The following is a 23,558-nucleotide window of genomic DNA, read 5'->3' as shown; positions in this document are numbered from 1 at the left end:
CATCCTAATTAATATCTCAATAACGTATATTACCAGGCAGTGGGTCTTTCTTTGACTTAGTTATCATTTTCATTTTATTTTCACAACGCATTTTACGTAGTTGAACGGAATACGAGAGACTCCTGCGGAAGTGCGAATCAGGTGAGACCCCGCAGTGGCGAAGCCCTGAGGAGGATCGGCACGACTCCGTGGAGGGAGCGTATTCCGTTCAACGAAGTTGGATTTCAATGAAGGGTTATAACACTCTTCCTGATTCTTAAAGTGATAAAGCAAGAAAGCCCCAGTCTGCTTCGAGGCATACGCTTAAACGCTGAGAAAGAAACAGGGCGTTTCACTCGAGGTCTCTTTCTGGTACTACTGTGGAAAGAGCACATTATGCTGGCTGTAATCTGCCTGATATATATAGAAGACGATAATGTTAAAATTTATAAAGAATAAATACTCCGGAAGAAAAGGAAGGATGATCGGCATGAACGGAAAATTAACCCTTATTGCTACAGCTGCCATGGGCCTTGAAGCAATCGTGGCAAAGGAAGTCCGCGACCTCGGCTTTGAAGATGTAAGCGTTGAAAATGGTAAAGTCATCTTTACTTCAGATATGAAAGGTGTCGCCCGCGCCAATTTGTGGCTCCGGACGGCAGACCGTGTAAAAATAAAAGTAGGAGAATTTAAAGCAACGAGCTTTGAAGAGCTCTTCGAGAAAACAAAAGCACTTCCCTGGTCTGAATTTCTCCCGGTGAATGCTGAATTTCCGGTAATCGGACGTTCTGTTAAATCCGGTTTATACAGTGTTCCGGACTGCCAGGCCATTGTAAAAAAAGCAGTAGTGGAAAAAATGAAGGCAGCCTACCGGAAAGACTGGTTTGATGAAACAGGGGGCTTTTACCGTATTGAAGTGGCATTGTTAAAGGACATTGCTACTCTGACAATTGATACGAGCGGAACCGGACTTCATAAACGCGGATACAGATACCTCCACAATGAGGCCCCGCTGAAGGAAACAATGGCTGCAGCTATGATCTACCTCACAAACTGGACACCGGACAAGCCCTTTGTGGATCCTTTCTGCGGATCAGGGACACTTCCCATAGAAGCTGCGATGATCGGACAGAACATTGCTCCCGGGGTCAACCGCGAGTTCGCCTTTGAGGGGTGGGACTGGTACAAACAAAAGTGGATTGATGAGGCTCATGAAGAAGCAGAGGATATGGCCAACTATGACCAGCCTCTTCAAATATTCGGTACAGATATAGACCACAAAATGGTGGACCTCGCCACAAACAACGCAATGGAAGCAGGATTTCCTGACCAGATTGCCTTTAAACAGATGCAGGCAAAAGATCTCCGTTCCAAACAGGAATACGGGGTCATTTTAGGCAACCCGCCATACGGAGAACGTATGAATGAAAAAGCCGAAGTTGAAAAGCTCTATAAAGACATTGGGGAAGTGTATCGGACGTACCTTCCGACATGGTCTGTTTATATCATTACGTCCCATGAAAAATTTGAACTTTTTTACGGAAAGAAAGCAACCAAAAAGCGAAAGCTATACAACGGAAATATCAAAACCGACTTTTATCAGTTCTGGGGTCCGCGTCCGCCGAAAAAATAACGGCGATTCGACCGGGATTAATATTACGTCAGAAGCAGCCTGAAAGGCATGATGCCTTTTCGGACTGCTTCTTTTTTTGTGCATGAAAATGAAAAAAATGTAAACAGTAAAGGAAGGTGAATTGGAACTTTATAAAGGAGTACGTCTATGAAAAAAATTGAGGTACGTAATTTAACAAAAGTATTCGGACCGAACCCGAAAAAAGGGGTGTCATTGCTTAAAGAAGGCAAATCAAAAGATGAAATATTAAAAGAGTCAGGAAATACCGTCGGAGTAAACCAGGCCAGCTTTGACGTAAATGAAGGAGAGTTCTTTGTCATTATGGGTCTGTCCGGCAGCGGAAAGTCCACCTTAATCAGACTCGTAAACCGGCTTATCGATCCCACTTCCGGTTCTGTACTCATTGACGGGGAAGATATTACGAAAATGAACATGAAGTCTCTTATCGATACGAGAAGGTCGAAACTGGGGATGGTTTTTCAACGTTTTGCCCTCCTCCCTCACCGGACGATTCAGAAGAATGTGGAGTACGGACTGGAAATTCAGGGGATGGATACAAAAAATCGGGAAGAAAAAGCCGTTGAGGCGATTCACGCTGTAGGACTCTCCGGCTATGAAAACAGCTACCCTGATGAATTAAGCGGAGGGATGCAGCAGCGTGTGGGACTGGCGAGGGCACTGGCAACTGACTCCGATATTCTGCTGATGGATGAAGCGTTCAGTGCATTGGATCCGCTAATCCGAAAAGACATGCAGGATGAACTTCTTGAACTTCAGGATAAATTAAACAAAACGATTTTATTTATTACCCACGATCTGGATGAAGCATTAAAGCTTGGTGACCGCATCGCGATTATGAAGGACGGCTTTATCGTTCAGATCGGCACATCTGAAGAAATCATGCGTGAGCCGGCGAATGATTATGTGGCGAACTTTGTTCAGGACGTTGACCGCTCGAAAGTACTGGTTGCTGAGAATGTGATGAAAAAACCAGATGTGGTGACGTCTTCCAAGGATGGTCCCCGTGTGGCAGTGAGGCGCATGAAGGAAAAAGGCATTTCAAGTATTTTTGTCGTGGACAGAGGCAACGTGTTAAAAGGTCTTCTTACCATTGAAGATGCAGTAAAAGCGATCGATACAGAGGAACCACTGGATGGGTACTTAAGACACGATTATAAAACAGCGGAAAAAGATACCCCCCTTGAAGATCTGATCCCTGCTGCTGCGGAAACAAACTATCCTATTGCCGTTGTTGAAAATGACAGGCTCAGGGGCATCATTGTCCGGGTGTCTATTCTATCCGGACTTGGTATGGGTAAAGGAACGGATTATAGCGCTCTGCAGGTTCACGAGACACCAGTGGCACATACGGAGCTTAATATTGAGGGGGATGAGCGATGAACTATTTTTACTTACCTCTGGAAGAATGGACAAATGATTTTGTCAATGACTGGCTCATACCTACACTCGGTCCTTTTTTTGATGCAATAGGTGGAATGATTGGTTCGCTGCTTGAATGGATAAACTGGATGTTAAATGCGATTCCTGCAGAAATACTGACTATCATTGTTGTTGCCCTGGCCTGGTATCTCGCAGGAAAAGGAGTCGCTATATTCAGCCTGATCGGACTTTTGTATCTTGGAAGCGTTGATTTATGGGGAGAAGGGATGCAGACCCTTGCGATCATCTTTGTCTCCACCTTTTTGTCCATCGTAATCGGCATTCCAATCGGGATTTGGAGTGCAAAATCTGAAGGGGTTCAGCGAATTGTACGTCCAGTCCTGGACTTTATGCAGACCCTCCCGAGCTTTGTTTACTTGATTCCGGCGATTTTACTGTTTGGGCTTGGAGGAGTACCTGCAGTTATCTCAACTTTTGTGTTCGCCACACCCCCTTGTGTACGCCTGACAAACCTTGGGATCAGGCAGGTTCCAGGTGATGTTGTCGAAGCTGCAAGGGCGTTTGGTTCCACGTCGGGGCAGATGCTTATAAAAGTTCAGCTGCCTCTTGCTCTCCCCACTATTATGGCCGGGGTAAATCAGACGATTATGCTCGCCCTTTCCATGGCCGTTATTGCAGCCATGATCGGAGCTCCGGGTCTCGGCTCTATCGTACTGTCCGGAATCTCGAGCGTTAACGTCGGTCTTGGTCTTGTAGGCGGCTTGGGGATTGTTGTACTGGCCATCATTCTTGACCGGATTACACAAGGGCTGAAGCCTGAACGATAGAAAAATACAAGGAGTGAAAAAAATGGAAAAACGTTGGATTATTCTTATAGCTGTGATCGCCCTTCTGGGGATTATGGCAGTTGCCATGGCAGGTTGCGGGATCGATGAGGAAACGGATGAAACAGACGAGGCCGCACCTGCAGAAGAAGAGGAAGGAACGGAAGAAGACCGGGATGAAACAATCCGGTTTGGCGTGACAAACTGGACGTCAACGATACCCCCTACTTATATTGCAAAGGAAATTCTTGAAGACATGGGGTATACAGTAGAGCTTCAGGAAGCAGATGCAGGGGCTGTTTATACCGGCCTTTCCAGAGGCGATCTTGATGTCTTTATGGATGCCTGGCTTCCCGATATGCACGAAAATTACATGAATCAGTATGAAGATACGATTGAGAGTGTATCTGTGAGTTATGAAGAGGGAGAATTGGGCTGGGTCATTCCTGATTATGTAGAAGGTGTTGAAACCATTGAAGATCTGAAAGGCCAGGAAGACCTTTTTGATAACCGTATCTATGGCATTGAAGAAGGAGCAGGAATGACTGAAACATCAAGAGAGATGATTCAATCCTTTGATCTCGATCTTGATTACGTAGCTTCCAGTGAATCCGGGATGTTGTCAGAAGTCCAGCGTCACGTTTCTTCAGAAGAACCGATTCTCTTTCTCGGGTGGCGCCCACACCCTATGTTTGTTGAATATGATTTAACTGTGCTGGAGGGAGATGAGGATTATTTTGCTACTTCAGAAGTTCATGTGGTGGCAAATAAAGACCTTGCAGAAAAAGCCCCTGAAGCCTATGAGTTTTTTTCTAACTGGAGTATTGAAGTGGATGAGGTAGAAGAAATGATAGCAGAAATAGAAGACGGCGGAGATGAAGAAGAGCTTGCACGCCAATGGGTGGATGAAAATGAAGACCGTGTGCGGGAAATGACAGGGCAATAATAATTATGCTTTACCGTGTTACAAAGAAAAATGTGTAAGCAACCAGCCTTTACACCGTCCCGGGTAAAGGGGTTAAAGTATTATAAGTTAAAAATCATTTTGATTGCAGCGAATGCGCTACATTCCTGCGGGAGAAGCGAGTTCCGGGGAGACCCGCAGACACGAGTGCTGCTTCATGTATAAGCTTCGAGTTGCCTCGACGCATCTGCTTCGGAGCCTGGCTGGCAGAGGAAGAAGCAGCATGTCGAGGAGGCTCCCGACGCCCGAGGAAAGTGCAATGGAGCGTAGATCAACACCAGAGCTTAACAGAACCTAAAAAAGGATGTGTTTCATATGTCACAACCGTTTAACGATATCCAGCAGGTTGAAATGGCCATTAAAGCTGCTCAGAAAATGGTCGGCCAGGCAACCATGAGCATGAACCCTGAACAGCTTGAAACGGCAACGAATGCACTGAATGATGCAAAAAATCAATTGCATGAAGCCACAAAGTATGAGATGAGTGGAGAACTTGGCGCATATTCACATGACTTAATTGAAAAACTCGAAAGTCAGCTTGAAAAAGCAAAGGATGAAGAATAAAAAAGGCTCAGGAAGGTATTGCTCTTCCTGAGCCTTTTGCTTTGCAGTCATTTAGTAAACGGTCAAAAAAGTGCTATTGACCGCGGGGGTTTGTTACATCCTCAATTTTCGGGTTCGTAAACTGTACTTCTCCAAGATCCTGATTGAAGTCTATCGTCATTCCGTCAAAATACCATTCATCATCTTCCGATATACAAAAGGTAATCCCGCCAGATTCTTTCGTCATATAGGTACCTTCGGGGAGCTCTTTTGTGACGCCGGCAGAGAATCCTCCTGACCCGATTCCTCCAACGCGGACGTAAAGTCTCAGGGCGTCCCCATCGGCTAAATTCATTTCTTTTTTATATAAACCTGCTGCATTATCGGTTATCGTTAAATCCATCTGAAAAGCCTCCTTGTCTGTTCGTTTATTTTATCACACAGACCCTGAATCGTTACAGGATACGAGTTTGTTTCATACTTTTTTCCAAGACGGGCAGGAAATAACGCTTTTTCAAAGAAGAATATAAGGATTGATATTTATGAGGAGTTGAGTCATCTTGACTAAATCAGTAAAACAAACGGAAAAAGAATTCCTGTACTATGTTAAAAAAATGAGCAATTTTAAGGAAGCCCACGGGTTAATGGCCTGGGATCTGAGAACGGGTGCCCCTAAAAAAGGTGCTTCCCAGCGTGCTGAGGTAATCGGGACGTTATCAGCCCAGGTATTTCAGATGTCTGTTTCCGATGAAATGGCATCTTTCATTGATATTTTATCAGGTACAGACGAAATTGATGAAGTAACAAGAGATTCTGTAGCAGAATGTAAAAAAGCTTACAATAAACAAAAAAACATCCCGGAAAAAGAATTCCAGGAATATGTCGTTCTTACATCCAATGCGGAATCCATCTGGCCGGAAGCAAAGGAAAAAGCTGATTTTGATACGTTTCGGCCTTATCTTGAAAAAATCGTGGAATTTAACCGCAGCTATGTGGAGTGGGTAGGGTATGAGGGAAACAAATATAATGCCCTTCTTGATGACTACGAGCCGGGATTGACTGTAGAAACCCTCGATCGGGTTTTCGGAGACTTAAGAGATCAGCTTGTCCCTCTTGTAAAAGCTGTTACAGAAAGTTCTTACCAGCCGGAAACTGATTTCCTGTTTAAGCACTTTCCAGCAGACAGACAAGAAGCATTCAGCAAGATTATTTTAGAACAGATGAATTATGATTTTGAGGCAGGACGTCTTGATACAACCGTTCATCCATTTGCGATCGGCCTGAACCCGAATGATGTGCGGGTGACGACAAAGTATGATGAAGACGATTTCAGAACAGCGGTTTTCGGAACAATTCATGAAGGTGGACATGCCCTTTATGAGCAGAACATCAGTGAAAAATACATCGGTACTCCTCTTTGCTCCGGAACTTCTATGGGTATTCATGAGTCCCAGTCATTATTCTGGGAGAATTTTGTCGGCCGCAACCGGGCATTCTGGGAAAAGAATTATGTTCTTCTGAAGGAACAGTCTTCAGGACAGTTTGACAATGTGGACCTGGATACGTTCTACAAAGGCATTAATGTTGCCGGCCCTTCCCTAATCCGTATTGAGGCAGACGAAATGACGTACGCTCTTCACATTATCGTACGTTACGAGCTGGAAAAAGCCCTGATTAATGGTGACCTAGAAGTAAAGGACCTTCCAAAAGCGTGGAATGATAAAATGGAAGAGTATCTCGGCGTGCGACCTTCCCATGACGGGGAGGGGGTTCTTCAGGATGTTCACTGGTCCGGAGGCGCTTTCGGTTACTTTCCATCCTACGCACTAGGTTACGTTTATGCGGCACAACTTATGAATGTACTGAGAAAAGACATGAACGAAGGCTTTGAGTCGCTATTAAGAAATGGAGACCTTGGTCCCGTTAAAGAATGGATGACCCGTCATGTTCATCAGTACGGAAAAAGTAAGCTCCCTCTTGAAATTCTGAAAGAAACAACAGGGGAAGAAATCAACGCTCAATATCTTATCGACTATCTGAAAAGTAAGTATTCAGATGTTTACAAGCTGAATATTCAGCAAGCGAAATGAAGGTACTTGTTAAGCCGGCTGTAATGGCTCAAGTGCTGATAAGCTGTCCCGCGCGGTCGTCTGTGACCGGCAGGGGCAGCTTTTTTATTTACTGGGGGATGGGTGGACACTAAAAGTAAAATAAAGGCAGCCATCTGTAAAAAAGGTCATTGTAAACCTAAAATAATATCATCAAAACGCAGAAATGCTTCTTGTAAGTGTAAAAAGGCATTGCATTGAAAGCGAAGCGGGGCTTAAACAGTACTATAGAGAAGAAAAATATAAGTGAAAATGTAATATAATTGTCATAAAGCGTTACATAAAAGACATGTTTTTGTTATGATAGATGAGAATGCGCAAAAATGAGAGGGTTTTACGATGAAAACAACTATTTCTGTTGTTCTGGCAGGGGTTGTGATGGTCAGCACACTTTTTGGTTTTAAGTTTGTAGAACAAGCAAGCAGCCAGGCACCGGTTACTTTAAATGAAAATAAGGTTATTCGTGAAGAAATTCAATTACATAGAGAAATGCAAATAAAGAATGAAGCAACAATTATCGGCGGAGGAGATGTACTCATTTCCAACAGTGTCTCTGATAATGCACGGAATGAAGAAGGTTTTGACTTTATTCCCATGTTCGAAAAGATCACTCCTTACATAAACGAGGCTGATTTTTCAATCATTAACCTGGAAACGATGCATGGAAGTCAGTATCCCGCTTCAGCAGAAGTTTCGGATGCACTCAAAGGAAGCGGCTTTAATATGCTCACTCTTGTCAATAGCCATACACTGGAAAACGGGGAAGAGGGTGTACTAGAGACGATTAATCATCTCAATGACAGTGGCCTTCCGTATACAGGGGCCTATGAATCACAGGAAGATAAAGAGAATGTAAGAATCATAGAGATTAATAATATTTCTTTTGCCTTTTTATCCTACTCCCAAGGCACAAATGGCATGCCTGTACCTGAGGGTAAAGATCATCTTATCTCTTTGATTGAAGAAAGTACCTTGGAAAGTGAAATCAGAGAAGCAAAGGAAATGTCTGATGTGGTTGTCCTTAACCTTCACTATGGGGAAAAATATACAGATTATCCGAACGAGTACCAGACGTATTTTTCCTCGGTTGCAGCCGAAGCCGGAGCTGATATCATCTTTGGGCATCATCCCCAGGTTCTTCAGCCTTTTGAATGGCTGAAAACAAGTGACGGCAGAGAAGTCTTTGTCGCTTACTCACTCGGAAACCTCATTTCCGGGCAGGAAGAACTTAAAAGACGTATCGGAGGACTGGCCCAGGTTACAGTCAAAGAAGTCATTGCAGGTCCTGCCACATTTACGATCATTGATAACCCACGCTTTATTCCTGTATACACAGACCGGAGCGAAGGAGGGAGAAACTTTACTGTCCTTCCGCCTTCAGAAATGAATAATGAAATTCTGGTTGATTGGGAAAATCATTTTGATTCAGCATACGAACATGTAAGCCAGTGGATGAATGAATTGGAAATCGGATCTGAATAAGACTTAAAAAACACTGTGTACCATCGTGGTCCACGGTGTTTTTTAAGTCTGATTTAATATTTCACGTACCGTAATTACGTATAAAAAAGAAGGTTTCAAAACACCAAATTAGCGGAATATTAATGAAAGTATGCACTTAAATCAGACACAAATTACAGCTTAAATGAAGTATTAAATAAAGAAGGAAGTGTGATAGATGATTGAATTTTCATCAGTATCAAAAGTGTTTGATGACGGTACAAAAGCCGTAGATTCCCTTAACTTTTGCATCAACCGCGGAGAATTTTTTGTATTGATAGGTCCCAGCGGATGCGGAAAAACAACAACGATGAAAATGATCAACCGCCTTATTGACCCTACAGAAGGCATACTAAAAATTAACGGTAAAGATATTCAGGACGAAGACATAAAAGAGCTCAGGTGGAATATAGGCTATGTTCTCCAGCAGATTGCCCTTTTTCCTCACATGACTATTGCTGAGAATATTGCTATTGTCCCGGAATTAAAAAAATGGAAAAAGACTGAGATTACGAAACGGATTGATGACCTGTTATCTATGGTCGGTCTTGATCCGGCCACGTACCGGGACAGAAAACCCAAAGAACTGTCCGGTGGTCAGCAGCAGCGAATCGGGGTTATCAGGGCACTGGCAGGAGACCCGGATATTATCTTAATGGACGAGCCTTTCAGTGCGCTCGATCCTCTGAGCCGCGACCAGCTTCAAAAGGATATTGGAAAACTGCAGAAAGAAATTCAAAAGACGATTGTTTTTGTCACCCATGACATGGACGAAGCTCTTCAGCTCGGTGATCGGATCTGCGTAATGAAAGAAGGGGCTGCTGTCCAGATCGACACGCCTGAAAACATACTGAAAAAACCTGCAGACGATTTTGTGAAAGAGTTTCTCGGAGGCCGTAAAAATGCATGGTCAGAGGAAGTGAATCACCTCGTTTTAAAACAATCCAGCTACATAATTAATCAGAATGATCTCGAAAACCCGGCCGGGAAAACTCATGCGGGTCCCTTCGTCTGTTCAAACGATCAGGAACTGTTTCTGGGAAGAATCGCGCAGGATGGTGAGATTCACGCTTTTCATGACACAATTCATCCTGAATCCTCAATTGAAGATACGGTAGCAACATTTAAACATACAGGCCAGGATGTACTGCCGGTTGTGGATCACGAAGGACATCTTGTGGGTGTCGTTACAATAAGAGACGTGATGTTTTATTTAAATGACTCCCGTGAGCAGGGGAGGCGTTCCCAATGATCTTATTGTTTCAGAATTTTATACAGTTGTTTCAGGCGAGACAGGACATGCTGTGGGCAGCTACATGGGAACACTTGCAGCTGTCGATTATCTCTCTTTTATTAAGTGTATTTATTGCTTTGCCACTTGGAATCATCCTTACAAGGAACAGGAGAATAGCTGAGCCCGTAATAGGTGCATCCGCTGTGCTTCAGACCATTCCGAGTCTTGCTTTACTCGGTTTTATGATACCGTTAATCGGTATTGGTACCACCCCTGCTATTGTTGCTTTAACCGCATACGCTCTGCTCCCGATCCTTCGTAATACGTATACAGGTATAAGAGAAGTGGATCCTTCTCTGGTCGAGGCGGCCAGAGGGATGGGGATGAGCTCAATTAAAAGGCTTCATAAAGTTGAGCTTCCAATCGCAATGCCTGTAATCATGGCTGGGATACGAACATCCATGGTTTTAATCGTTGGGACAGCCACACTTGCTGCGTTAATTGGTGCGGGCGGGCTGGGTGATTTAATCATGCTCGGTATTGCAAGATCAAATAATGAATATATTCTACTCGGTGCAATACCTGCGGCTCTGCTGGCTTTATTTTTCGATGCCGTCCTGAGAGTGACAGAAAAGCGGTCAGGAGGCAGTTCGATCATGCCGATTGTATCTGTGGTTGTTGTGGCTTTATTAATTGTCTCAGCGCCATTAGTCATCAGACCCCAGCAGGCAGACATTACGATCGGGGGGAAATTAGGGTCAGAACCGGAGATTATCATTAACATGCATAAATTGCTGATCGAAGATGCAACGGATCTCGTTGTTGACTTGGAGCCAAACCTTGGTCAAACCGACTTTGTCTTTAATGCCATACAGTCCGGCAATATTGATATTTATCTCGAATTTGCAGGAACTGCAATTATGACTTTCCTCGATGAAGAACTGGAAACGAATGATGAACAGGAAGTATTTGAAATGGCAAAGGAAGGCATGGATGAAGAATACGGTCTCGTCTTTCTTGATCCGATGGAATTCAATAATACGTATGCCATTGCGATGATGACAGAAACAGCAGATGAACTTGGCGTGGAAACCATCAGTGATCTTAGAAATTATAACAACGAACTTACGGCAGGATTTACTCACGAATTTGCAGATCGTCAGGACGGGTATTTAGGTATTCAGGAGGTCTATGATGTTAATTTTGACGTTGTAACGATGGAAGCCGGGCTCAGACCTCACGCGTTGCAGTCTGGAGATATTGATTTAATGGATGCCTACGCAACAGACTGGTACATTGTAGAGTATGACATGACCGTACTTGAGGATGATGAAACGCTCTTCCCGCCATATCAGGGAGCTCCACTCGTACGAAGAGATATTCTGGAACAGTATCCGGAAATTGAAAACGTACTTAATCAGCTAGGCGGAAGGATCAGTGATGAACAGATGCAGGAGATGAATCACAGGGTTGAAGTCGGAGATGAAAATGCTTCTGATGTCGCAAGGGAATTTTTAGTGTCTGAAGGGTTACTGGCTGAATAAATTTTTTTAGGTGCCTCCAATGTAATGGGGGCACTTTTCTTATCAATAAAGGAAATTGACATTCCTTGTAGAATTAAAAAGTAAACGATTACATATGGAAGGGGGATGCAGATGTACAAGAAAATCCTGTTAGCAGCGGATGGTTCCGAACATGCCGTGCGTGCCACTGAAAATGCTGTATATATTGCTCAAAAAAAGAATGGCACCCGGATTGACCTTGTTCATGTGGTTGATGAAACACCGGTCAGGTCTGATGTTCTCAGCCAGGCATACCCTATAAGAACAATCCCCGAGGAAAGGGTGGAGAAACTGGCACCGATCATTGATAAATTGAATGAGAGCGGTGTGCAATTTCAGACAAAGGCACTTTTTGGTGACCCCGGGCCCTCAATTGTAAAAGCAGCCAATGAAGGTGATTACGATCTTGTCATCATTGGCTCCCGAGGGTTAAATCAATTTCAGCAAATGGTCCTTGGCAGCGTGAGCCATAAGGTTGCAAAGCGGGTCAAATGCCCGGTAATGATTGTTAAATGACCCGTTGTTTGGCAGCAGGACATTAGAGGTATGATAATAAGTAGTCTGTTTAAGAGGAGTGATTGTACTTATGAACAACCCATCGAGAGACGAAATTAAAGATATTCTTAATTCTGCAAAAACAATCGCGGTCGTCGGTCTCTCAGACAACCCAGGACGAACATCCTATCAGGTGTCTGAAGCAATGCAGAATGCCGGATACAAAATCATACCGGTTAACCCCAACTGTTCAGAAGTTCTTGGGGAAAAAGCATTGGGTTCACTAAGTGAACTGGAAGGACCAGTGGATATTATTAATGTCTTCAGGAGAAGCGAGTACCTTGCAGGTGTGGCAGAAGAAGCGTCTAAAGTGAAAGCTGATGTCTTCTGGGCCCAGTTGGGACTTGAATGTGAAGAAGCTTACAGAATAGCCAGAAAAGCCGGAATGACTGTGATTATGGACCGGTGTATAAAAGTAGAGCACGCGTTAACAAAATAATGACAGACGCCCCTTCTCCCAGTCAGGTGAGGGGGCATTTTTCTGTTTTATTTCCTTATCCGCGATTTTCGTTTAGAGAATAGAAAGGATGGGGACAACAAAAATAGAGTGAAAGGTTTTGACGGACAGTAGGACTTTTCTTGTTTACGGGGTAATAATAGAAGAATAAATCCTGTTATTTCAACAATTATTGCGGAAACTCCTTGAAAAATGAAACGTTAATCGCTACATTAAACATAGTGCTAAAGGCGCTTTCCACTAAATACCATGATTTTATCATCTCACTGACAGGAACGTCCGTTCGTATGATATGATAGTATAACCGTTAATAATATTCTATTCTTTATTAGATTCATTTTTAAAATTGGAAAGCGGGCTTGAACAGATAGAAAGGAGTAACAAGATTGCAGCAGAATTTTACTTACAACGATGATGCAATTCAAGTGTTAGAAGGTCTGGATGCTGTCAGGAAACGTCCTGGTATGTATATCGGCAGTACAGACCACCGGGGTCTGCATCACCTCGTATTCGAAATCGTCGATAATGCTGTCGACGAAGCATTGGCCGGTTTCGGTAATGATATAAAAGTAACTATACATAAAGATGAAAGTATCAGCGTAAAAGACGAAGGACGGGGTATGCCTACAGGAATGCATGCAACCGGGAAGCCAACCCCTGAAGTTATATTTACCGTGCTTCATGCCGGAGGTAAGTTTGGCCAGGGGGGCTATAAAACCAGTGGTGGTCTTCACGGTGTCGGATCCTCTGTCGTAAACGCACTTTCCGAGTTTCTGGAAGTGACCATTTACCGGGATGGCCAGGTGCATCAGCAGCGGTTTGAAAACGGGGGCAAGCCCGTTACAACCCTAGAAAGGAAGGGCACTACCCGTAAAAACGGTACTGTCGTTCATTTTAAACCTGATCCATCTATCTTCAGTACAGTGCACTACAACTATGAAACGTTGTCGGAACGTCTCCGTGAAGCAGCATTTTTAATTAAGGGCATGCGGATTGAACTCGTTGACGAACGCCCTAAAGGGGAAGTTGTCCGTGATGTTTTCCAATTCGATACTGGCATTGAAGCATTTGTTGATTACCTGAATGAAGAAAAGGAAACGCTGCACCCCGTTGTTTCTTTTCAGGGAGAACAGCAGGGAATTGAAGTGGATTTTGCCTTTCAATACAGTGATGCCTATACCGAAAACATGCTGTCATTTGTTAATAACGTACGGACGAAAGATGGAGGCACCCATGAACTCGGGGCTAAGGCTGGAGTAACACGAATCATCAATGAACATGCAAGAAAGCTTCAGCTACTGAAAGAGAAAGATAAAAACCTTGATGGAAATGACATCCGCGAAGGGTTCACGGCTATCGTTTCTATACGCGTGCCGGAGGATAAACTGCAGTTTGAAGGTCAGACAAAAGGAAAGCTTGGAACAACAGAGGCACGTTCAGCTGTGGATTCCATCGTCAGTGAAAAGCTCAGCTTCTTCCTTGAAGAAAACCCAGAGGTCAGCAACACGCTGATCAGAAAATCGATTAAAGCGGCCCAGGCACGTGAAGCTGCACGTAAAGCCCGTGAGGATGCCCGTAACGGGAAGAAGAATAAGCGTAAAGACGCCATGCTTAGCGGGAAGTTAACACCTGCCCAGTCAAAAAACCGGGAGAAAAATGAACTTTACCTGGTAGAGGGCGACTCTGCAGGAGGTTCTGCAAAGCAGGGACGAGACCGCAAGTTTCAGGCGGTACTTCCACTCCGTGGTAAGGTTATCAACACAGAGAAAGCCAAGCTTGCCGATATTATGAAAAACGAAGAGATCCGCACCATTATCTATGCTATCGGAGGAGATGTTGGACCGGACTTTGATATTGAGAACATCAATTACGATAAAATAATTATCATGACCGATGCAGATACAGACGGGGCTCATATCCAAGTGCTTCTTCTTACGTTCTTTTACAGGTATATGAGGCCGCTTATTGAAGCAGGCAAGATCTATATCGCTCTTCCGCCCCTTTACAAAGTAAGTAAAGGAAGCGGGAAAAAAGAGAAGGTCGAATATGCCTGGGACGAAGACGGAATGAAAAAAGCTATGAAAAAAATCGGTAAGGGCTATACCATTCAGCGGTATAAAGGTCTTGGTGAGATGGATGCGACACAGCTTTGGGAAACAACAATGAACCCTGAATCCCGTACTCTTGTACGTGTGCGCATTGACGACATTGCCCGTGCGGAAAGACGCATCTCAACATTAATGGGTGACAAAGTCGAGCCGAGGCGTAAATGGATAGAGAAAAATGTGGCCTTCAGTCTCGAAGAGGAAACGAATATTCTGGACAGTGAAAACTTAATGGTCACAGAGGAGGAATAGTCAAGTGGAACAAGAAAAAGACCGTTACCTGGACTTGCCTCTTGAAGATGTGATCGGAGACAGGTTCGGGAGATACAGTAAATACATTATTCAGGACCGGGCATTACCTGACGCCAGGGACGGGCTTAAACCCGTTCAGCGGCGTATTTTATATGCCATGCACCATGACAGAAACACTTGGGACAAACCGTTCCGTAAATCGGCCAAAACAGTTGGTAACGTTATCGGTAACTATCACCCTCACGGAGATACATCCGTATACGATGCCATGATCCGGCTGAGTCAGGACTGGAAAATGCGTCACCTCCTTGTGGAGATGCACGGAAACAATGGTTCGATTGATGGAGATCCACCTGCAGCCATGCGTTATACTGAGGCAAGGCTGTCGAAAATATCTTCCGAAATGCTTAAGGATATCGAAAAAGATACGGTGGAATTTATGCCGAACTTTGACGACTCTGATTCAGAGCCTGTTGTGCTCCCATCTCGGTTTCCGAACCTCCTTGTAAACGGGTCGACAGGAATTTCAAGTGGGTATGCCACAGACCTCCCTCCCCATAACCTGGGAGAAGTCATTGATGCAGCAATCATGCAGATGGAAAAACCGGATTGTATGATCGATGATTTAATGGAGCATATTAAAGGTCCTGATTTCCCTACAGGCGGTATTATTCAAGGGGTTGAAGGACTGAAGAAAGCGTATGAGACCGGCAAGGGAAAAATTGTTCTCCGTGGAAAAACAGAGATTGAAACGATGCGCGGGGGCCGTGAGCAGATTACAATACATGAGATTCCTTATGAAATTAACAAAGCCAATCTTGTTAAGAAAATGGACGAGCTCCGTTTGGATAAGAAGGTTGACGGGATTGCAGAAGTGCGGGATGATACGGACCGCACAGGACTGCGCATTGTCATTGAGCTGCGAAAAGATGCAGATGCACAGGGAATCCTAAACTTCCTGTTTAAGAACACAGACCTGCAGATTTCCTACAACTTTAATATGGTTGCTATCTACAAGAAAACGCCACAGCAGCTTGGTCTTAAAAAGCTCCTTGATGCCTACATACAGCATCAGAAGGAAGTTGTGACCCGCCGTACAGAATTTGACTTGAAAAAAGCCAGGGACCGCCAGCATATTGTCGAGGGACTTATTAAAGCCGTTAGTATTCTTGATGAAGTGATCGCAACGATCCGGGCAAGCAAGGATAAAGCTGATGCAAAACGTGCCCTTCAGGACGCGTATGGTTTTACAGAACCACAGGCAGAAGCCATTGTAACCTTACAGCTGTACCGACTTACCAATACCGATATTACAACGCTTCAAAATGAATTTGATGAGCTTCGTAAACAGATCGAAAAGCTTTCAGAGATTCTTGGCAGCGAGAAAAAGCTTATCGGTGAGATTAAGCGGGAGCTCCGTGCCATTCGCAAAGAATATGCAGAAGACCGCCGTTCCATGGTAGAAGAAAAAATCGAGGATCTTAAAATTAACCTCGAAGTTGTGGTGCCTTCAGAAGATGTCATCGTTGCTGTAACAAAAGAAGGCTATGTTAAACGGTCCAGTCTTCGTTCCCATGCGTCGTCCAAGGGAGAACCGCCTGGCATGAAAGAAAATGACAGGCTCATTGGCGAATTTGAGATGAATACTACGGAAACACTTCTTCTGTTCACAAAGAAAGGTTCCTATTTGTTTTTACCTGTTCATCAGCTCCCGGATATCAGATGGAAAGATAACGGACAGCATGTAGCGAACATCGTACAGATGGCCAGCGATGATGTAGTATTAAAAGCCATTCCGATTTCGGAGTTCAATGAAGCGGAGTACCTTCTTTTTGTTACGAGAAACGGCATGGTGAAACGTACACCACTGGCAGATTATAAAGCCCAGCGTTACTCAAGAGCCTTAATGGCAGTTAAACTGAAAAAAGACGATGATTTGATTGATGTCCATGTTACAGACGGAAATGCACAGCTTTTCTTCGCCACTCGACTAGGGTTTGGTCTTTGGTATGATGAAGAAGAAGTGAGCGTAACCGGACAGAGGACTGCTGGTGTAAAAGCCATTAATCTTAAAGATGATGATGTGGTGGTCAGCGGCCAGGCATTTTCAAAGGACGCCTCACCATCACTCTTCTTAATTACCCAGCGGGGAGCATACAAACGAATGTCTCTATCCGTCTTCGAAAAGACGTCGCGGGCAAAACGGGGCGTTGTTATGTTAAAAGAGCTCAAGCGACAGCCACACCGTGTTACGAAATTCTTTGCAACAGAAGGAGCAGTTACTGTTCATATTCAGGCAGCAGACGGCTCTGTAGAAACGGTTGATACTAAAAAAGTACGAGCAAGCGACCGTTACACAAACGGATCCTTTATCTTTGACGTCACTCAGACAGGCGAAGTGAAAGACGCCTGGCTGCTACCGTCAAACACTACTCCTGAAAAAGTAACTGTAAACCCTGACAACGATCCAACTCTATTCTGAGACAATTAAATCAATCATATGAAAGCCCGCCTTTCCGGTTTGGATAGGCGGGCTTTCTGCATCCCAAAATTGTGCGGGGTCTGTCCCAATAGCCGTCAAGTTAAGCAGAACTTGACGGTTTCTTTCGTTTTCTTTCCTAAACTTACTTTCCTCTGGTAATTTAGACATGACAAAGAAGCTTCTTGTTGGATGATTTTTTTGAACTTAAACAAATTCCGCTACAGGCGGACGCTTTCCGCGGGCATCGCTTCAGCCTCCTCAGGAAAGACCGCTCTGCGGGGTCTTAAGTTGATGCTAATCCCACAGGAGTCCCACGTTTCGCTCCACTTCCTTTTTTGATAAAACTGATCCTTACAAAACAACACCTTTCTTAAACCCTTAATAGTTCTGTTCCCTCACCCTTATTTATCGTGTCTTTTAAGACCTTACACGGTGTGTCCCGTTTCTTCTTTTTACATTTTCTTCATTTAGAAACCTGTAAGCTGCTTCATGTTTAAAAGCACTCAAATAAGAATGTAAAAGAGGATGTAGCCGGAATGTTCGAGACTCCTGCGGGAGCAGGTGGCAGGGTGAGACCCCGGAGTGCGGAGTACCCGGAGGCTCACCGGCGCCACCGCGGAAAGCGAAGGGCATTCCGGCTACATCCTGACTTCTTCTGCTTCAAATTCTTAAATCGCTTAACTTGATGGCTATGGGGTCTGTCTCCATACAATTTCCAGAAAAGGGTTGACATCCATTCGTTTCCAATATATGATCTTAGTGTATTAATGATTGTAATACACTTAAGACACAAGAGACACTTTGTATTTGAAACTATTTATAAAGATTCCAGGGAGGAAGAGTGAAAGATGATAAAGGTGGAGCATCTGCATTATTCTTATGTGATCGGGAAGAAAGGAAAGCAATCGTCTGTACCTGTATTAAAGGATGTATGCTTTGAAATAAATAAAGGAGAAATTGTTTCCATCATAGGCAGGAGCGGTTCCGGGAAGTCGACGGTACTTAATTTACTGTCCGGCTACATAAAAGCAGATTCCGGAAAGCTTACGATTAACAGTACAGATGTTACTGACTTAAACGAAAAACAATGGGCAAAGTTCCGGCTGGATCATTTCGGATTCATCTTTCAAAATTATGAATTGATTCCCGGGCTTACAGCTTTTGAAAATGTGGAACTGCCCCTCACATTAAAAGGAATTGACAGAAAGACAAGAGAAGGGAAAGCCCATGAAATGATTCAAAAAGTGGGGTTATCCGAACATAAGGGGCACTATCCAAACGAACTTTCAGGCGGGCAGCAGCAACGGGTATCTATTGCAAGAGCTCTTATTACAGAACCGATGATGATTCTGGCAGATGAGCCTACAGGAAGTCTCGATTCAGAAACAGAGGCAGAAGTGCTCAGCCTGATTAAACAGTTAAACAAGGACCAGCAGATCACTTTTCTGATTATTACTCACGATCAAGAAGTTGCAAACATTGGAAATCGCACCCTTAAAATCCATGATGGAATGATGAAGCAGGAAGGCGGCGTGTACTTTGAAGCTAACTGATCAAATTCAATTTGTTTCAAGAAACATGAAGAAAAACAAGCTTCGAATCTTTATGACCATACTGGCCACGACAATGGGATGCTCTTTTCTTATCGTGTTGGCCTCAATCGGATTCGGGTTGCAAAACAGTCTGATGGAAGAAGCTTCGAGTCATCAGCCACTGACTCAAATTGATGTAAACGGCAAAATGATCGATGATGAATATCATCCAATGTCAGAGGAGTGGCTTGGTGATGTTAAAAACACCGAAGGTATCCAGTCGGTCGTTCCTCAATCCAGAATAGATTCATTTACAGAAATAACCCTGGATAACAAGTATAGAGGAAACGTAGATGGTATTATTACAGACTTCGAGGCGGAAAAAGAGAGTAATCTGAGACTATCAGAAGGACGTTTTCCGGATAATGATAACGAAATAATTGCCGGATATCATGTTCATGAAATTTTATATGAATTTAATGCAGAAACAGGGGAGTATCCTGATGATGAGAGCACAGAACTTACTGCTTTTAATGATAGCTTAATCGGAGAAACTGTTTTATTTACTATTGCCGGTGAGAATGAAAATACTCCGTACTCTGAAGAGTTTACGATTGTTGGCATAGTAGATGAACCTTCAAGAGACTGGCTGCAGGATTGGAGTTTATATTTAGGAGAGAGTAAGCGTGAAGAAATATTAGCGTTAACGGGGCAGGAAGGCATGTACAACAGTGTAACAGCCCATGTAGCAGGTGTAGACCAGGTCGAAGATGCCACAAATGGTCTGAAAGAACAGGGGTTCATGGTTTATTCCATATCAGAAGAATTGAAAGGAATGAATATTTTTTTTACGGCTTTTAAGGCTGGATTGATATTTATTGGAACAATAGCGGTCCTTATCGCTTCGATTGGCATATTTAATACGATGACGATGGCTGTAACGGAACGTACACATGAAATTGGAGTGATGAAAGCGCTGGGAGCAAACCCTTCAGCAATAAAACGAATGTTTCTAATGGAGAGTGCTTCAATCGGCCTTCTTGGTTCTTTGTTTGGTGTCGGAATCGCTTATGTTGTCAGTGTGGGGGCTAATCTATTTATCCCAATGATCCTTGAGGCAACTACAGGGGCAGAGGGGATTAACATTACCTTTTCTTATATTCCATTCCAGCTGGTAATGATAGCAACAGGAATCAGTGTGGCTGTTGCTATGCTGTCAGGGTTCAGACCTGCAGCAAAAGCAACACGCGTTAACGTATTATCTGCCTTAAGACGCGAGGCGTAATCATAAATAGGATAACCGTCTGAGATCCAGGTGGTTATTTTTTTTGGTTGTGTTTGATTTGTAATTAATCATTCTGATGAGTATAAAAGAGTAAGTAACACCTCTAGTCGTATCTTAGTTATGTAAACTAATACTTTCTCCATATAATATTGAAACCGTACCTTCGTAGAGAGAATCATTAAGAATACATACAATAAATATTAACAGCTGTCTTGTCATAATGACTGTCTAAATAACCATGATAATTATTGAATCATTAGTACTTTAGGTACAAATGAAGTGAAACTTTTGTTCTTCATCTACTAACAAAGTAACTGATTGTTTACAACTTAATTACAGAGTGATGACATCTAATACTTAAGGTTTAAGGTATGGTACATTTGTGTAAGAAAACAATTATGCGAAAGAATTTGAGGGGTAATATGCACCGGACAATTATTCGTACAATCGAACCAGAAGATTTATCGATGCTCAAAGCAGCGTTTATTACACGCGGTCTTGATCGTGATAAAGAATACTTTGAACGCTGCCTTGAAGAAAACAAATATAATGAAAGAATTACCCTGCTGGCTTTTTATAATAATACTCTTGCGGGCTGCTGCCAGATGAAATGTCATTCTGAATATTCCTATTTTAAAGAAAAGCATATTCCTGAAATCAGTGATTTGATTGTATTTCCAGAATTCCGGCGTAATGGCATTGCAACGGTTATAATGGATGAACTTGAACGAATAGCAGCAAAGCATCATAACTATGTAGGGCTGGGCGTCGGTTTATACAAGGATTACAGTACGGCAATGCACATTTATTTGAAACGGGGTTACTTGCCGGACCGGCAAGGTATAACGTATGATAATGATTCTGTTGAACCCGGAACAAAGGTGATGGTTGATGATCAGCTGCTTATGTATTTTGTAAAAGGTCTTCGTAATGAATAAGAAAAGATATTAATTCCTGACTCCAAGCAGTCGGGAATTTTTTATATGGGGAAAGAATTAACCATAATATAATTATGTAAACAAACATTAATTTATATACCCTAAGCAGGAAGACTGCTGCATAACAGGTAAATAAATAAGATGAATATTAAAAAACACTTCATTAGATAAAACACAATAGTTTTCTAAAGATACATATTAAAGTAATAGATTTAGCTTAAATGAACGATTAATAAAAAAATTGATTGAATCAAAATCAACTCGTAATTTAAATTCCTGTGAGTTATGACATTAACATTTGATGTTTTTTGTTTTGTCTCAAAACATTGAGTTTACTTAGGATATGATACACCATCTTTTGATTTCTACATTGGGTACGATAATAGATATTAAGTAAACTAGATAAAAAATTTAATAATTATACTGTATAAAGTAAAGTTAATAGGTAAAAAAAGGAACTTATGCTCCCTCGTAGTCATATGTTACTTGCCTCTCCTTAATAATCTTTTTATGGTTAGAATCGCCCTTGAACTGAAGGAACTTTTTTTCTAAATAGATGTTTTTATCTTTGTATATCCATTTTAAAAATGCAGATACCGATACTTTATTTCCAATGATTACTCTAAAATGTTTGCCATCACCTTCAATTTTTATCAACACTTTTAAATTTCTTTTAATCAATAACTTTTCTAAAGTCTTCATGTATTTATTTGAGCCGCCAACGAATGTAACGTAGCATTTTTGCTTGTTAATACTGCCATCCCCATCAAAATATCCTCTCATGTAATGGCTCAAATATTCATCAGGTACGAAGGGGAATGCAATCGAGTTTGACTTAGCCGGAAACATGCCATGAGTATTCATTAAATCATCCTTCATGATTTTACTGTGTATATTCAGAATGTTTACTCCAGTTTCATCGTTTTTTACAATACGATGATTTGAACCCAATTCATCCAGGATAACCTCCAGAATTTCAATCTCATTTTGCGCAAACGAAACTGTCTGTGTCTGCCCGGAAATACAGCCGTCTGCTGCGAAAAAGCCAAGAACATAGGCCATAGTCGGTGACCACGTTTTAAAATAATCTTCATTAACATGATATTTTCGTTTCCAGCTCCCTCTCGCCCGCCTTTTCACATCATTTCGTCTCAAAACAACATTAACGGTTTTCTGAGACACACCTGCGAGGACAGCGATATCCACCGTCCTCATCCCTTCTTCATACATCTTCACGATTTCATGATCACTCAGCTTACATCTTTTTACGCTCACCAAATCCAACCCCTTACCCTGGAAGTGGATGACTGACGTTATGAAAATGCTCTAAATCCATTATACAAACATACGTTCGCAATCGCTAATAATAGCACTTCGGCTTATATCAGCAACAATAATCATAAGGATTCAGGGGAGGATCAGCAGGATAAAGCCATCTCGACTTTAACTCTGGATCTGCCCAGTGCCAGGCACTTAAAGCTGCTGCACATGCGTCAATCAGGTGACTTTCTTCTTTACAACCCTCCGGTATCCCCTTCAATTGCTGTTCTTTAAACCACCCGAGCATAAATTCCCTTGAAGATCGCCCTTTTTTATACTCCAATACATGAAAAAACTTACCGGCGTCTATCCTGGATCCAATGGCTGCTCCAGGATGTACTTCCACAATTGAAATACGGTCAGCATGAGGCAGGCGCTCGAGCTCCCTTGTGAGCCTGATCCCCCGCAATGTTAAATACGCCATTCTTGAATAGGTAGGTGACATAATAGATCCTGATCGCATTCCAAGAGATACAATGTACTTTCGCAATTCCTTATCCCCAGCCCGGTCTCCTCCCCCATCAGCATAGGATAACGGCGCATCAATACCGATGACAACGTGATCAGACTCGGACAATTCTTCTACTGCGTTTAAGAAGGATAAGTCACTCACACCACTTTCAAGATTCCTCAGTTCCAATTTGCCGCCTCTGTGCTGAAAAACCGCCATCACAGTGTCTTTATGATTACTTGGCCCCGCCAGATCAACTCCGACAACCTTCATTTGCTTTCCACATCCTTTCGAAAACTCCTAAATCAGTATACCTTTACAGTCTAATCGAAAAAGATGGGCACATCCCCTTCATATGCACATAGGCTGTAAATATAAGAACGCGGAGGGATCACACGATGAAAAGTGAACAGCTAATCCTGATTTTAGTTCT

The 23,558-nt window shown here is 42.9% G+C and carries 19 protein-coding genes; 16 read left to right on the top strand and 3 right to left on the bottom strand.

Annotated features, from left to right (window positions below; genetic code table 11):
* Nucleotides 1-469 precede the first annotated feature (469 nt).
* The 5 genes from EBO34_RS05550 (at nt 470) to EBO34_RS05530 (ending at nt 5,365) form a co-directional block, all read left to right on the top strand.
* Nucleotides 470-1,612 (top strand): THUMP domain-containing class I SAM-dependent RNA methyltransferase, encoded by a 1,143-nt coding sequence (locus EBO34_RS05550; protein ID WP_122898574.1) that lies wholly within the window; start codon nt 470-472, stop codon nt 1,610-1,612.
* Nucleotides 1,613-1,759: 147 nt separating this feature from the next.
* Entirely contained in the window at nt 1,760-3,013 is a 1,254-nt protein-coding gene (locus tag EBO34_RS05545; RefSeq protein ID WP_122896922.1) for a quaternary amine ABC transporter ATP-binding protein, read from the top strand.
* Nucleotides 3,010-3,840: an ABC transporter permease gene (locus tag EBO34_RS05540; protein ID WP_122896921.1), complete on the top strand. Its 831-nt coding sequence runs from the start codon at nt 3,010-3,012 to the stop codon at nt 3,838-3,840. The genes EBO34_RS05545 and EBO34_RS05540 overlap by 4 nt, the downstream gene beginning before the upstream one ends.
* Before the next feature lie 22 nt (nt 3,841-3,862).
* On the top strand, nt 3,863-4,783 hold the full coding sequence (locus tag EBO34_RS05535; protein ID WP_249414016.1) for a glycine betaine ABC transporter substrate-binding protein: 921 nt from the start codon (nt 3,863-3,865) through the stop codon (nt 4,781-4,783).
* 333 nt (nt 4,784-5,116) lie between these two features.
* On the top strand, nt 5,117-5,365 hold the full coding sequence (locus EBO34_RS05530; RefSeq protein ID WP_122896920.1) for a DUF2564 family protein: 249 nt from the start codon (nt 5,117-5,119) through the stop codon (nt 5,363-5,365).
* A 73-nt stretch (nt 5,366-5,438) separates the two neighbouring features.
* Here the strand turns inward: EBO34_RS05530 and EBO34_RS05525 are convergent, their stop codons facing one another.
* Nucleotides 5,439-5,747: a HesB/YadR/YfhF family protein gene (locus EBO34_RS05525; protein WP_122896919.1), complete on the bottom strand. Its 309-nt coding sequence runs from the start codon at nt 5,745-5,747 to the stop codon at nt 5,439-5,441.
* A gap of 157 nt (nt 5,748-5,904) precedes the next feature.
* Here EBO34_RS05525 and EBO34_RS05520 point away from each other — a divergent pair, with 157 nt between their 5' ends.
* The 11 genes from EBO34_RS05520 to EBO34_RS05470 all read left to right on the top strand — a co-directional run bounded on the left by EBO34_RS05520 (nt 5,905) and on the right by EBO34_RS05470 (nt 21,354).
* Nucleotides 5,905-7,434, top strand: coding sequence for a carboxypeptidase M32 (locus EBO34_RS05520; RefSeq protein ID WP_122896918.1), 1,530 nt, complete (start codon nt 5,905-5,907; stop codon nt 7,432-7,434).
* Between the two features lie 357 nt (nt 7,435-7,791).
* Complete coding sequence (locus tag EBO34_RS05515) at nt 7,792-8,934, top strand: CapA family protein (RefSeq protein WP_122896917.1); 1,143 nt, start codon at nt 7,792-7,794, stop codon at nt 8,932-8,934.
* Nucleotides 8,935-9,130: 196 nt separating this feature from the next.
* On the top strand, nt 9,131-10,204 hold the full coding sequence (locus EBO34_RS05510; protein WP_122896916.1) for an ABC transporter ATP-binding protein: 1,074 nt from the start codon (nt 9,131-9,133) through the stop codon (nt 10,202-10,204).
* Nucleotides 10,201-11,730: an ABC transporter permease/substrate-binding protein gene (locus EBO34_RS05505; RefSeq protein ID WP_122896915.1), complete on the top strand. Its 1,530-nt coding sequence runs from the start codon at nt 10,201-10,203 to the stop codon at nt 11,728-11,730. Before EBO34_RS05510 ends, EBO34_RS05505 begins: the two co-directional genes overlap by 4 nt.
* 111 nt (nt 11,731-11,841) lie before the next feature.
* Complete coding sequence (locus EBO34_RS05500; protein ID WP_122896914.1) at nt 11,842-12,264, top strand: universal stress protein; 423 nt, start codon at nt 11,842-11,844, stop codon at nt 12,262-12,264.
* A gap of 70 nt (nt 12,265-12,334) precedes the next feature.
* Complete coding sequence (locus EBO34_RS05495) at nt 12,335-12,742, top strand: CoA-binding protein (RefSeq protein WP_122896913.1); 408 nt, start codon at nt 12,335-12,337, stop codon at nt 12,740-12,742.
* 404 nt (nt 12,743-13,146) lie between these two features.
* Nucleotides 13,147-15,117: a DNA topoisomerase IV subunit B gene (parE, locus tag EBO34_RS05490; protein ID WP_122896912.1), complete on the top strand. Its 1,971-nt coding sequence runs from the start codon at nt 13,147-13,149 to the stop codon at nt 15,115-15,117.
* A gap of 4 nt (nt 15,118-15,121) precedes the next feature.
* On the top strand, nt 15,122-17,599 hold the full coding sequence (gene parC, locus EBO34_RS05485) for a DNA topoisomerase IV subunit A (protein ID WP_122896911.1): 2,478 nt from the start codon (nt 15,122-15,124) through the stop codon (nt 17,597-17,599).
* Between the two features lie 848 nt (nt 17,600-18,447).
* Nucleotides 18,448-19,152, top strand: coding sequence for an ABC transporter ATP-binding protein (locus tag EBO34_RS05480; RefSeq protein WP_122896910.1), 705 nt, complete (start codon nt 18,448-18,450; stop codon nt 19,150-19,152).
* Nucleotides 19,139-20,416 (top strand): ABC transporter permease, encoded by a 1,278-nt coding sequence (locus EBO34_RS05475; protein ID WP_122896909.1) that lies wholly within the window; start codon nt 19,139-19,141, stop codon nt 20,414-20,416. Before EBO34_RS05480 ends, EBO34_RS05475 begins: the two co-directional genes overlap by 14 nt.
* 422 nt (nt 20,417-20,838) lie before the next feature.
* Nucleotides 20,839-21,354 carry a GNAT family N-acetyltransferase gene (locus tag EBO34_RS05470; RefSeq protein WP_183163728.1) on the top strand — a complete coding sequence of 172 codons (516 nt, stop codon included), beginning with the start codon at nt 20,839-20,841 and terminating at the stop codon, nt 21,352-21,354.
* A 459-nt stretch (nt 21,355-21,813) separates the two neighbouring features.
* On the opposite strand, the gene EBO34_RS05465 is transcribed toward EBO34_RS05470, so the two are convergent.
* Together EBO34_RS05465 and EBO34_RS05460 are read right to left on the bottom strand one after the other, a co-directional pair.
* Nucleotides 21,814-22,629: a helix-turn-helix domain-containing protein gene (locus tag EBO34_RS05465; RefSeq protein ID WP_249414015.1), complete on the bottom strand. Its 816-nt coding sequence runs from the start codon at nt 22,627-22,629 to the stop codon at nt 21,814-21,816.
* 109 nt (nt 22,630-22,738) lie between these two features.
* Nucleotides 22,739-23,398, bottom strand: a complete 660-nt coding sequence (locus tag EBO34_RS05460; protein ID WP_122896907.1) for a DUF429 domain-containing protein — start codon at nt 23,396-23,398, stop codon at nt 22,739-22,741.
* Between the last annotated feature and the right edge of the window lie 160 nt (nt 23,399-23,558).

Source organism: Alteribacter keqinensis (assembly GCF_003710255.1).
Taxonomy (GTDB): domain Bacteria; phylum Bacillota; class Bacilli; order Bacillales; family Salisediminibacteriaceae; genus Alteribacter; species Alteribacter keqinensis.
Note: the sequence above shows the minus strand (reverse complement) of the source record. Positions and strands in the feature narration are given on the sequence as shown.